Origin of the sequence: Antarcticimicrobium luteum (genome assembly GCF_004358185.1) — a bacterium.
GTDB lineage: Bacteria > Pseudomonadota > Alphaproteobacteria > Rhodobacterales > Rhodobacteraceae > Antarcticimicrobium > Antarcticimicrobium luteum.
On sequence record NZ_SMUV01000061.1, the window covers coordinates 72,929 to 84,241 of the forward strand.

At 67.6% G+C, this 11,313-nt stretch carries 11 protein-coding genes; 5 read left to right on the forward strand and 6 right to left on the reverse strand.

Going from position 1 to position 11,313, the window contains the following annotated elements; genetic code table 11:
- Positions 1–20 precede the first annotated feature (20 nt).
- Entirely contained in the window at positions 21–1,001 is a 981-nt protein-coding gene (locus E1832_RS08765; RefSeq protein WP_133359361.1) for a zinc transporter ZntB, read from the forward strand.
- A gap of 45 nt (positions 1,002–1,046) precedes the next feature.
- Here E1832_RS08765 and E1832_RS08770 read toward each other — a convergent pair whose 3' ends face one another.
- Positions 1,047–1,481, reverse strand: a complete 435-nt coding sequence (locus E1832_RS08770) for an Lrp/AsnC family transcriptional regulator (protein ID WP_133359362.1) — start codon at positions 1,479–1,481, stop codon at positions 1,047–1,049.
- A 105-nt stretch (positions 1,482–1,586) separates the two neighbouring features.
- On the opposite strand from E1832_RS08770, the gene E1832_RS08775 reads away from it, so the two are divergent.
- From E1832_RS08775 to E1832_RS08785, 3 genes are read left to right on the forward strand one after another with little or no spacing between them, the layout of a single operon-like run.
- Complete coding sequence (locus tag E1832_RS08775; protein WP_133359363.1) at positions 1,587–2,744, forward strand: type III PLP-dependent enzyme; 1,158 nt, start codon at positions 1,587–1,589, stop codon at positions 2,742–2,744.
- A gap of 36 nt (positions 2,745–2,780) precedes the next feature.
- Complete coding sequence (locus E1832_RS08780) at positions 2,781–5,078, forward strand: xanthine dehydrogenase family protein molybdopterin-binding subunit (RefSeq protein ID WP_133359364.1); 2,298 nt, start codon at positions 2,781–2,783, stop codon at positions 5,076–5,078.
- On the forward strand, positions 5,056–6,126 hold the full coding sequence (locus E1832_RS08785; protein ID WP_133359365.1) for a DUF2235 domain-containing protein: 1,071 nt from the start codon (positions 5,056–5,058) through the stop codon (positions 6,124–6,126). Before E1832_RS08780 ends, E1832_RS08785 begins: the two co-directional genes overlap by 23 nt.
- A 60-nt stretch (positions 6,127–6,186) precedes the next feature.
- On the opposite strand, the gene E1832_RS08790 is transcribed toward E1832_RS08785, so the two are convergent.
- Together E1832_RS08790 and metF are read right to left on the reverse strand one after the other, a co-directional pair.
- A complete protein-coding gene (locus E1832_RS08790) occupies positions 6,187–6,693 on the reverse strand; it encodes a PaaI family thioesterase (RefSeq protein WP_133359366.1) in 507 nt (168 codons plus the stop codon).
- 57 nt (positions 6,694–6,750) lie between these two features.
- Complete coding sequence (gene metF / locus E1832_RS08795; protein ID WP_133359367.1) at positions 6,751–7,620, reverse strand: methylenetetrahydrofolate reductase [NAD(P)H]; 870 nt, start codon at positions 7,618–7,620, stop codon at positions 6,751–6,753.
- 95 nt (positions 7,621–7,715) lie between these two features.
- Between metF and E1832_RS08800 the strand changes: the two genes are divergently transcribed.
- Positions 7,716–8,621, forward strand: coding sequence for a LysR family transcriptional regulator (locus E1832_RS08800; RefSeq protein ID WP_133359368.1), 906 nt, complete (start codon positions 7,716–7,718; stop codon positions 8,619–8,621).
- 42 nt (positions 8,622–8,663) lie between these two features.
- Here the strand turns inward: E1832_RS08800 and E1832_RS08805 are convergent, their stop codons facing one another.
- The 3 genes from E1832_RS08805 to E1832_RS08815 all read right to left on the reverse strand — a co-directional run bounded on the left by E1832_RS08805 (position 8,664) and on the right by E1832_RS08815 (position 11,291).
- Positions 8,664–9,596 carry an AEC family transporter gene (locus E1832_RS08805; RefSeq protein WP_133359369.1) on the reverse strand — a complete coding sequence of 311 codons (933 nt, stop codon included), beginning with the start codon at positions 9,594–9,596 and terminating at the stop codon, positions 8,664–8,666.
- Between the two features lie 70 nt (positions 9,597–9,666).
- Entirely contained in the window at positions 9,667–10,476 is an 810-nt protein-coding gene (locus tag E1832_RS08810; protein ID WP_133359370.1) for an MBL fold metallo-hydrolase, read from the reverse strand.
- Positions 10,473–11,291, reverse strand: a complete 819-nt coding sequence (locus E1832_RS08815) for a TatD family hydrolase (RefSeq protein WP_133359371.1) — start codon at positions 11,289–11,291, stop codon at positions 10,473–10,475. Before E1832_RS08815 ends, E1832_RS08810 begins: the two co-directional genes overlap by 4 nt.
- Between the last annotated feature and the right edge of the window lie 22 nt (positions 11,292–11,313).

Sequence of the window (11,313 nt, forward strand, 5' to 3'; positions counted from 1 at the left end):
CTTTGGACAGGGGGCGACGGATGGATGAAATCCGCATCTATGGCTTTGACGGCACCGGCGGGGTGCAGAGATTGGCCCCGGAGCAAAAGACCGTGCGGGATCCCGTGCCCCCGGGCGGCGGCTTTGTCTGGGCCCATGTGGACGGCGCGAGCGAGGCCGGGCGCACCTGGCTGGAGGCGGCGGGGCTGGACCGGCATGAAATCGAGGCGCTTCTGGCCGAAGAGACGCGGCCGCGCTGCACGCTTCACGAGGATATCGCGCTGATGAACCTGCGTGGGGTCAACCTGAACCCGGGCGCCGAACCCGAGGACATGATCTCGGTTCGGCTGTTCGTGTCGGCGGGGATGATGATTTCCGTCCAGATGCGCACGCTGCAGGCGCTGGTTGACCTGATGACCGCGCTGGATCGCGGTCAGGGATCGACGACACCGGGCGATCTGATCGCCCGGCTGGCGCTGCGACTGGCCGACCGGGCCGAGCCGGTGGTGGCGGCGCTGAACGAGCGCGCCGACCGGCTGGAAGATGCGATGGAGGAAGAAGGCCGGGGCGATTCCGCGATGCGGGCCGATCTGGCCGATATTCGCCGCACCTCCATCGTGATGCGCCGCTATATGTTCCCGCAGCGCGATGCGCTGTCGACGCTGGAGATCGAGGATCTGGATTGGCTGACCCAGCGTGACCGCAGCCGGCTGCGCGAGGCGACCGAACGGGTCACGCGACTGGCCGAGGAGTTGGATGCGCTCCGCGACCGCGCCCAGGTTGTGCACGATCAGATCCTGGACATCCGCGCCGAGGCGATGAACCGGCAGATGCTGGTGCTGTCAGTGGTGGCGGCGGTGTTCCTGCCGATGGGCCTGGTGACGGGCCTGCTGGGCATCAATGTGGGCGGCATTCCCGGCGCGGCCTGGCCGGGCGCCTTCTGGGCGGTCTGCGCGCTGCTGCTGGCGATCGGGGCGGGGCAGATATGGCTGTTCCGCCGGATGGGGCTTTTCCCGCGCTGATCGCGGGGCCGGGACCATCGGCGCCGGGGCGGCGCCGGCGAGCTGTCACGGCGCCCGGTCCAGTTTGGTGGACAGGTGGATCAGGCTTTCAGAGCTTTTGACCCCCCGCGCCTCGCCGATCCGGTCCAGCGTGTCGTCCAGTTCGGCCGTGGTTCCGGCGGCGACCTGCACCAGCAGGTCGAACCGGCCCGAGGTGGTATGCACCACCTCGACGCCCGAAAGGCTTTTCAGCCGGGCCAGCACGGCGGGGCCGCTGCGCGGCTCGATCGAGACCAGCACCGTGGCGCGCAGCGGCGGCGCGGTGGCGGCGCTGGCGCGCAGGGTGTAGCCGGCGATCACCCCCGCCTTTTCCATCCGCTCGATCCGCGCCTGCACGGTGGTGCGCGCCAGCCCCAGACGGCGCGCCAGGTCGGTGACCGGCGCGCGGGCATTCTCGCGCAACAGGCGCAGCAATATCCGATCGGTTTCGTCGGTTTGCATCAAAACCTCGTCGATCTGACGAAAGATGACTCCGATTTAAACAGGGTGCCGCACGAAATCGACAGAAATTCGCGCGAGTCTGGGGAAAAATTCACGAGGTATGAGATGCAACATCTGTCCGCCCCCTGGCCCGATCCCGCCGCCTGTCTGGCGCGGATGCGGCCCGACGCCCCCGTCCTTTTCCTGTCGCCCGCCACCTTGCAGGCCACGGCGCGGCGGTTTCAGTGCGGCTTTCCCGGGCTGGTGACCTATGCGGTCAAGGCCAACGACCGGGCCGAGGTGCTGGCCAATCTGGATAGTGCCGGGATTGCCGCCTTCGATGTCGCCTCGCCGGCCGAGATGCGGGCGGTACGCGCGATCAATCCCGCCGCCGTGCTGCACTACAACAACCCGGTGCGCAGTCCCGACGAGGTGGCGGCGGGCACCCAGATGGGCGTGGCGAGCTGGTCGATCGACGAGGACAGCGAGCTTGACAAGCTCAGGGATGTGCCGCGCGGGGCCGAGATCGCGGTGCGCTTTGCCTTGCCGGTCAGGGGCGCGGCCTATGATTTCGGAGAGAAATTCGGCGCCGCGCCGGAGCGGGCGGCGGATCTGCTGCGCCGGGTGGCCGAGGGGGGATGGCGTCCGGCGCTGTGTTTTCATCCCGGCACCCAGTGCGAGGATCCCGGCGCATGGGAAAGCTATATCGAGGCGGCCGCGCGCATCGCCGCCCGCGCCGGGGTGCGCATCGCCCGGCTGAACGTCGGTGGCGGGTTCGCCGCCCATCGAACCGGCCCCGCGCCGGATTTGGAGGCGGTGTTTGCCCGGATCGGGGTGGCCGTGACGCGCGCCTTTGGCCCCGACGCGCCGGCGCTGATCTGCGAGCCGGGCCGCGCGATGGTCTCGGAGGCCTTCACGCTGGCGGCAAGGATCAAGGCGCAGCGTGATGGCGGCGAGACGATTTTTCTGAATGACGGCATCTATGGCGGGCTGACCGATCTGCGCGACATGGGGCTGACCGGGCGGGTGCGGGTGCTGGCCCCGGACGGCGCCCCGCGCCGGGGTCCGCCGCGTCCGCGCCGAATCTTCGGCCCCACCTGCGACAGCCTCGACCGGCTGCCGGACGGGCTGGCCCTGCCGGCGGATGCGGCGCCGGGGGATTACGTGTTGTTCGCCGGGATGGGTGCCTATTCGGTGGCCATGTCGACCGGCTTCAACGGTTACGGGCTACGCGATGTGATTACGGTGCTGGGTCTGACTGGACATTGCCCGCACGAAAGCTAGGGTCGCGCCTGACGAAATCGATCAGGGGCGCGCGCGATGGAAAAGTTCGGAAAAAGCCAGCCGGTGACACGGGTTGAGGATCTGCGTCTGCTGACGGGGCATGGACGGTTTCTCGACGATATTGCGCCGGCAGGGGCGCTGCATGCCTATGTGTTCCGCTCGCCGGTCGCCCACGGGGTGATCACCGGGCTGGATATTTCCGATGCCCGCGATGCCGAGGGCGTGCATCTGGTGCTGACGAATGACGATCTGGAGGCCGCCGGCCTCACCGCGAGCATGGCGGGCGTGGTGCTGGAGAACCGCGACGGCTCCCGCGCCGCCGATCCGCATCGCCCGCTCCTGGCCAGGGGCAAGGTCCGCCATGTGGGTGAGCCGGTGGCGCTGATCGTGGCCGAGACGCCGGAACAGGCCCGCGACGCCGCCGAATGCATCCTGTTCGAGACCGAGGATCTGCCGGCCAAGCTGGACCTGGCGCCCGGCGGTGCGGCGGTGCATGACGAGGCGCCGGACAACCTTGCCCTCGACTGGGGGCTGGGCGATGAGGCCGCGACCGAGGCCGCCTTTGCCGCGGCCGCCCATGTGGTGCGCCTCGAGGTGCCCGACAACCGGATCATCGTCAACTCGCTGGAGCCGCGCGGGTGTTTCGCCAGCTGGGACGGCGCCCGCCTGCACCTGACCTTTGGCGGCCAGGGCGTCTGGGCCTTGAAGGGCGAGATCGCGCGGATGCTGGACCTCGACCCCGAGGCGGTGCATGTCAGCATCGCCGATGTCGGCGGCGGCTTTGGCATGAAGGTGGCGCCCTATCCGGAGTATTTCGCCGTCGCCCAGGCCGCGCGCATGCTGGGCCGGCCGGTGCGCTGGATGTCCGAGAGGACCGAGGCGATGCTGTCGGACCACGGCGGGCGCGACCTGACCTCGACCGCCGAACTGGCCTTTGATGCCGATCACAAGATCACCGCCTATCGGGTCAAGAGCCGCTGCAACCTCGGGGCCTATAACTCCAACTTCGGGCAGGCGATCCAGACGCGGCTGTTCTCGCGCGTGCTGATGGGGGTCTATGACGTGCAAACCACCTGGCTGCAGGTCGAGGGGTATTACACCAATACCGTTCAGGTCGACGCCTATCGCGGCGCCGGGCGGCCCGAGGCGATCTATGTGCTGGAACGTGCCATGGACCGCGCCGCGCGCGAGCTGGGCGTCGATCCGTGGGAGCTGCGCCGGCGCAATTTCATCCGGCCCGACCAGTTCCCCTATCGATCCGCCACCGGCGAGACCTATGACGTGGGCGAGTTCGACCGCATCCTGACCCTTGCCGGGACGAAGGCGGACGCCGCCGGGTTCGAGGCACGGCGCGCGGCCGACGCCGAACGCGGCCTGCTGCGGGGGCAGGGGCTGTGCTATTACATCGAGAGCATCTTGGGCGATCCGTCCGAGGGCGCAAGGGTGGAGTTCTGCGAGGACGGCATCGTCAATCTCTATGTCGGTACCCAGTCGAACGGGCAGGGGCACGAGACGGTCTATGCCCAGTTCCTTGCCGACCAGACCGGCATTCCCGCCGGGCGTATCCACGTGATCCAGGGCGACAGCGACCTGATCAAGCAGGGCGGCGGCACCGGCGGATCGCGGTCCGTCACCACGCAAAGTACCGCGACGCTGGCCACGGTGGACGCGATGCTGGCCGCATTCACCCCCTATCTGGCCGACAAGATGGGGGTGGAGGAAAGCGCGATCCGCTTCGACGACGAAACCTTCCGCGCGCCGGGCTCGAATCTGACGCCGACCCTGCTGGAGGCCGCCGACATGGCCCGCGCCGATGACCGCGCCGATCTGCTGGCGCATGAGGCGCGCGCCAGTCTGCCCGGCCGCTCCTATCCCAACGGCACCCATGTGGCCGAGGTGGTGGTCGATCCCGAGACCGGCCAGGTGAGGGTCGACCGCTATACCGTGGTCGACGATTTTGGCAATCTTATCAACCCGCTGCTGGCCGAGGGGCAGGTGCACGGCGGGGTGGTGCAGGGGCTGGGCCAGGCGCTGAGCGAGCATGTGGTCTATGACGAGGACGGGCAGCTGCTCACGGCAACGTTCATGGACTATGCCTTGCCGCGCGCAGCCGACGCGCCCATGATCGGTTTCACCTCCGAGCCGGTGCCCTCCACCGCCAACCTGATGGGCATGAAGGGCTGCGGCGAGGCGGGCACCGTGGGGTCGATGGCGGCCGTTGCCAACGCGGTACAGGATGCGCTTTGGGCGCGCGGCGTACGGCAGGCTGATATGCCGTTCACGCCGCTGAGAGTTTGGGACATGCTGCGCAATGGGACTGCAACGGCTTCGTGATCGGATCTTCGGCTGGTTCGGCCGGCCGCTGCAATCGGTTCACTCGGCCGAGGGGCGCACCCGCGCGCCGCTGTGTCATCTGATCATCCTCGACGGCACCATGTCGTCGCTCGAGCCGGGCTATGAGACCCACGCCGGCGTCACCTACCGGCTGTGCCGCGATATGGGCGCTCAGGTCTCGCTCTATTACGAGGCGGGGGTGCAGTGGCCGCATTGGCGCGCCGCGCCCGACGTGCTGCTGGGGCGCGGCATCAACCGGCAGATCCGCCGCGCCTATGGCTATCTCGCCTCGCGCTATCGCCCCGGCGACCGGATCTTTCTGATGGGGTATTCGCGCGGGGCCTATGCGGTGCGTTCGCTGGCCGGTGTGATCGACCGGGTCGGCCTGTTGCGCGCCGACTGCGCGACCGAGCGGAACATCCGCACCGTCTATCGCCACTATCAGGGCGATCCGGACAGCGATTTCTCCAACGCCTTCGCCCGCGCCCATTGTCACCGGTCCGTCGGGATCGAGATGGTCGGCGTCTGGGATACGGTCAAGGCGCTGGGCCTGCGCCTGCCGTTCCTGTGGCAATGGGCCGAGGCGCAGCATTCCTTTCACTCGCACACCCTTGGCCCGAGCATCCGCAACGGGTTTCACGCGCTGGCGCTGGATGAAACGCGCGAGGTGTTCCGCCCCGAACTGTGGTCCTGTCCGCCGGGCTGGGAGGGGCATGTGGAACAGGTCTGGTTCCGTGGCGCGCATGGCGATGTGGGCGGGCAGCTCGGCGGTTACGAGGTGGCGCGGCCGCTGGCCAATATCTCGCTGGTGTGGATGCTGGACCGGGCCGAGACCTGCGGGCTGCCACTGCCAAAAGGCTGGCGGGCGCGGTTCCACACCGACCCCGACGCCCCCTCGGTCGGCACCTGGCGCGGCTGGGGCAAGCTGTTCGTGCTGCGCAAGCCACGGCTGGTGGGGGACGACCCGTCAGAACGTCTGCACGAGAGCGTGCGGGAGAGGGGGGGACGCGGAGGTGGTCTGCTCCATGCCGCGGCGCATGATGTTTGACCGGCAGCGCCCGCCAGGGCGGGCACTGCCCTTAGCGGTTCATGGTCTCCCGCTGGAAACTCACCCTTTCGGTGGCAGTTGCAGCACGATGCAGGTGGTCGAGCCGGTGGCATAAAGCCGGCCGTCCTCGACCCCGCGGATCTCGCCATGGGCCACCCCGGTCGAGCGGCCCACGTGATCGGCCACGCCGAGGCAGTCGACCTCGGTTCCCAGCGGGATCGCGCGCAGGATGTTTATCTTGTATTCCAATGTGGTATAGGCCGCGCCCTTGGGCACCATGGTCTGCACCGCGCAGGCCATCGCACTATCCAGCAGGGTGCCGTACCAGCCACCGTGGACCGACCCCAGCGGGTTGGTGAAGTCGAACAGCGGCGTTCCGCGGAACACCACGCGGCCCTTTTCGACCGAATGCAGGGAATAGCCCAGGGTTTTGGAAATCGGCGGCGCGGGCAGGGTTCCGTCGCGGATGCCCTGCATGAACTCCAGCCCCGACATGCTGGCCATGTCGGCCGGTCCGAGCAGGTCCTCCGGGTTTTTCGCGTAGTTCGGGGGTGTCGCCTGATTCATCCTGCCCTCCATCGTGACGAAGGGCAGGCTAGCAGCCCGAGGGGCGCGGACAAGCCGTTACGCCACGTTCTCCAGGCTGACCTTGGGCGTGACACCCAGCGCATGGCAGACGTCGCGGGTCAGCTCGGGCCGGTTCATCGTGTAGAAATGCAGCCGCTCCACGCCGCCCTCGATCAGCTCGCTGCTGAGCTCGGTGCAGATCGCGGTCGCCAGCAGATCCTCGCGGCCGTCGCGGGTGGCCTTTTCAAAGGCGTCCTCGACCCATTGCGGGATCGTGGTGCCGCAGCCGCGGGCAAAGTTGCGCGCGCCTTTCCAGTTCTCGATCGGCAGGATGCCGGGGGTGATCCTCGACCCGTCGATGCCGGCCTTTTCGCAGGCGTCGCGGAACCGGAAAAAGGTTTCGGATTCGAAGAAAAACTGGGTCAGCGCCTCATCCGCGCCGGCGTCGAGCTTGCGCTTGAGCCAGTCGATGTCGGCCTGCGCGCTGGCCGCCTCGGGATGCACATCGGGATAGGCGCCGACACGGATCTTGAACCGGCCCGTCGCCGCCAGCGCCTCGATCAGTTCGATCGAGTTGGCAAAGCCGCCGGGATATTGGGTGAACCGGCCCTCGCCCTTGGGCGGGTCGCCGCGCAGCGCGACGATCTCGGTTACGCCGGATTTTGCAAAACCGTCAGCGATTTCAAGGGTTTCTTCCTTGGTGGCGTTGACGCAGGTCAGATGCGCCGCCACCTTCAGGCCCGAGGATTTGTGCAGCGTCGCCACCGCGTCGCGAGTCAGATCGCGGGTGGTGCCGCCAGCGCCATAGGTGACCGAGACGAAACGCGGATCAAGCGGCGCCAGCACCTGCACCGTATCCCAAAGCCGGAACGAGGCTTGCAGGTTCTGCGGCGGGAAGAATTCAAAAGAGACTTCAGGGGCTTTCATCGGTCGCATTATCCTTTGATTTCCGCCCTTGTCGCATATGCGGCATTGTGAGACAAACTCATAATTCTCAACAACAACATGAGCGGAGCGGTGGGATGCATATCGAATTCCGACATCTGCGCACGATCAAGGCGATCCACGACTGCGGCGGGCTCGCCCGCGCCGCCGATCACCTGAATATCACCCAGAGCGCTTTGAGCCATCAAATCAAGGGGCTGGAGGATCAGGCCGGGGTCGAGCTGTTCATCCGGCGGTCCAAACCGATGAAGTTGTCGCCCGCCGGGCTGCGGTTGCTCCGGCTGGCCGAGCAGATCCTGCCGCAGGTCGAGGCGATGGAGGCCGAGTTCAATGCGTTGCGCCTGGGCGAGACCGGGCGGATGCATATCGCCATCGAATGCCACGCCTGTTTCGAATGGCTGTTCCCGGTGCTGGAGGCCTTTCGCAAGAACTGGCCGGATGTGGATGTGGACATCCGCCCGGGCCTCGCCTTCGACGCGCTGCCGGCGCTGCAAAAGGAGGAGGTCGATCTGGTCGTCTCCTCCGACCCGGAGGACATTCCCGGCGTGGACTTCGTGGAACTGTTTGACTACGCGCCGGTTTTCGTCGCCGCCTCGCAGCATCCGCTGGCCGCGAAACCCTATATCGAGGCCGAGGATTTCCGCGACGAGACACTGATCACCTACCCGGTAGAGCGCAGCCGGCTGGATATTTTCAGCCAGTTGCTGACCCCTGCGGGGGTGGCGCCCAAGGCGGTCCGGCAGGTGGAGCTGACGGCGGTGATCCTGCTGCTTGTGGCGTCGAACCGGGGGATCTCGGTGCTGCCCGACTGGGTGGTGCGCGAGGTGAAATACAGCTCCGACTACGTCACCCGGCCGCTGACCAAGGACGGGATCACCCGGAGGCTTTATGCCGCGGTGCGCAGCGAGGACCGCGACAAGCCCTTTGTCAGGGAGCTGATCTCGCTCGCCCGGCAAGAGGCGCGGCGGCTCCAGGCGGCATGAGGATTGGGGGCGTTGTGGACCCTGGCTTGCGGACCGGGGCGCCTATCCCAGCACATTCAGCCAAAGCCAGACTGTGATGAGCGAGGCCCCGGTGGCAATCAGCACCGACGAGGCGGCGACCCGTTTCGCGCGTCCGTACATGTTGGCGAAGATATAGGCGTTGACCCCCGGCGCCATCGAGGCGGTCAGCACGCCGGAGCGGAACAGATCCTGCGGCACCGCCAGCGCACGGCCCAGCGTCCAGGTGATCGCCGGATGCACCAGCAGCGCCAGCGCGCAGACCATGAGGATGGCGCGCAGGTCGCCCTCGGGGCGGTATTGCACCAGCACGCCGCCCAGCGCGAAGAGCGCGGCGGGCAGCGCCGCCCGGGTGATCAGCCCCAGCGCATCCTCGACCGCGCCGGGCAGGGCGACGCCGGAGAGGTTGACGACAAAGCCCAGCAGGATCGCCAGGATCAGTGCGTTTCTGAACATCGCCGTCAGCACCGCCCGGGCCATGCGTCCGCCGCCGTTGCCGCGGTTGCGCACGATCTCCATCGCGGTGATGCCGACGCCATAGCAGAACGGCGAATGAAAGGCGACGATTGCAAAGTTTCCGGCCAGGTTGCCCGGTCCATAGGCCCGTTCGGTGATCGGCAGCCCCATCAGCACCGAGTTGGAGAACAGGCAGCAAAAGCCGATTGCGACGCAATCCTCCCAGTCGCGGTGAAACAGCAGCCGCGCCCCCATCACCCCCAGGCCGAAGCAGGCCAGCGCCCCGGTGTAGAAGCTGAGCAGCAGCCGCGGATCGAACCCGGCGCGCAGATCGAGGTGCGAGATGGCGGCGAACAGCAGGCAGGGCACCGCAAAGCTCTGGGCGAACCGCATCAGCCCATCCACATGGCCGGTCGTGAAGTACCCGGCCCGCGTCGCGGCATAGCCGGCGCCGATCACCAGAAAGACCGGCAGGATGACGTCGATCAGGGTCTGGATCATCGTGCGGCGGGCCCGGGGCGGGGCCGGGGCCCCGGCGGGCGGATCGGGGCGGGCAGGGCGCGCAGGGTGGTCACCGGTCCGGAACCGGCAGTCGGATCACCATGCCGTCATGGGCCGGGATGATATGCTCCGGCGTCTCGGCGGCGACGGTGTCATAATCCAGATCGATATGCATGTTGGTCAGCACCGCCTGTTTCGGCGCGGCCCGTTCGATCCACTCCAGCGACTGGGCCAGATGCGAATGGGTCGGATGCGGGCTGCGGCGCAGCGCGTCGAGCACCCAGATGTCGAGATCGCGCAATTCGTCCCAGGCGGCGTCATAGATTTCGGCGACGTCCGGCATATAGGCCAGCCCGCCGATGCGGAACCCCAGCGCATCGATCGAGCCGTGGCCGACCTTGAACGGGCGCAGCGGGATCGGGCCGCCCGGGCCGTCGATCTCGAACGGGCCCTTGATGGTGCGCAGATCGAGGATCGGCGGATAGGGCGAGCCCTCGGGCTGCACGAAGGCATAGCCGAACCGGCCCAGCAGCGCGTCCTGGGTGTCGCCGTCGGCCCAGACCGGCACCCGGGCGCGCATGTTGAAGACGATCATGCGCAGATCGTCGATGCCATGCACATGATCGGCGTGGCTATGGGTATAGACCACCCCGTCGAGCCGTCCGGTGCCGCTGTCCAGCAGCTGGCCGCGCATGTCCGGGCTGGTGTCGATCAGCACCGATGTGGTGCCTTCAGGTCCGTCGCGCTCGACCAGCATGGAGCAGCGGCGGCGGCGGTTGCGCGGGTTCTCCGGATCGCAGTCGCCCCAGTGGCCGCCAAGGCGCGGCACCCCGCCGGACGAGCCGCAGCCGAGGATGGTAAAGCGCAGCTCGCCGCTCATGCCGCCGCCTCATAGGCTGCGACCTTGGTGAACAGGCGGTCGAAATTGCGCTGGGTCTGCGCGGCGAACGCGGCGTAGTCCATGCCGAAGATCTCGGCGCCGACGTGGGCGGTATGGGCGGCAAAGGCCGGCTCGTTGCGCTTGCCGCGATGCGGCGGCGGCGCGAGATAGGGGGCGTCGGTTTCCACCAGGATGCGGTCGAGGGGGGCCGCGGCGAAGATCTCGCGCAGCTCTTTCGATTTGGGAAAGGCGGCGATGCCGGACATCGACAGGTAAAAACCGAGGTCGAGGGAGGCCTTCGCCAGTTCGGCGGAGGAGGAGAAGCAGTGCATGACGCAGGAATAGGCGCCGTTCCTGTATTCCTCGGCCAGGATGCGGGCCATGTCGTCATCGGCGGCGCGGGCGTGGATGATCAGCGGCAGCCCGGTCTCGCGCGCGGCAGTGATATGGATGCGCAGGCTGTCCTTCTGCCCCCCGGCGCTCTCGGCGGTGTAGTGGTAATCGAGCCCGGTCTCGCCGATGCCGACGAATTTCGGATGTTTGGCCAGCGCGATCAGCTCGTCCACCGTCGCCATCGGCTCTTCGGCCGCGCTCATCGGGTGGGTGCCGGCGGCGTAGAACACCGGCGCGTACTGCTCGGCGATGGCGCGCACGCCGGGTTCGTTGCGCAGACGGGTGCAGATCGTGACCATCCGCGTGACCCCGGCGTTGGAGGCGCGCGCGATGATGGTCTCGAGATGGCCTTCGAAATCGGGAAAATCGAGGTGGCAATGGCTGTCGGTGATCTGCGGCTGGATCTGGGTGGTCTCGGTCATCGGTTTCCGGTCGGTTCCTGCG

Coding starts and splice junctions, on each gene's coding strand:
- E1832_RS08805 (WP_133359369.1), bottom strand. CDS start 9,596: ATGATCCAGACCCTGATCGACGTCATCCTGCCGGTCTTTCTGGTGATC.
- E1832_RS08770 (WP_133359362.1), bottom strand. CDS start 1,481: ATGCAAACCGACGAAACCGATCGGATATTGCTGCGCCTGTTGCGCGAG.
- metF (WP_133359367.1), bottom strand. CDS start 7,620: ATGAAAGCCCCTGAAGTCTCTTTTGAATTCTTCCCGCCGCAGAACCTG.
- E1832_RS08815 (WP_133359371.1), bottom strand. CDS start 11,291: ATGACCGAGACCACCCAGATCCAGCCGCAGATCACCGACAGCCATTGC.
- E1832_RS08790 (WP_133359366.1), bottom strand. CDS start 6,693: ATGAATCAGGCGACACCCCCGAACTACGCGAAAAACCCGGAGGACCTG.
- E1832_RS08800 (WP_133359368.1), top strand. CDS start 7,716: ATGCATATCGAATTCCGACATCTGCGCACGATCAAGGCGATCCACGAC.
- E1832_RS08780 (WP_133359364.1), top strand. CDS start 2,781: ATGGAAAAGTTCGGAAAAAGCCAGCCGGTGACACGGGTTGAGGATCTG.
- E1832_RS08765 (WP_133359361.1), top strand. CDS start 21: ATGGATGAAATCCGCATCTATGGCTTTGACGGCACCGGCGGGGTGCAG.
- E1832_RS08775 (WP_133359363.1), top strand. CDS start 1,587: ATGCAACATCTGTCCGCCCCCTGGCCCGATCCCGCCGCCTGTCTGGCG.
- E1832_RS08810 (WP_133359370.1), bottom strand. CDS start 10,476: ATGAGCGGCGAGCTGCGCTTTACCATCCTCGGCTGCGGCTCGTCCGGC.
- E1832_RS08785 (WP_133359365.1), top strand. CDS start 5,056: ATGGGACTGCAACGGCTTCGTGATCGGATCTTCGGCTGGTTCGGCCGG.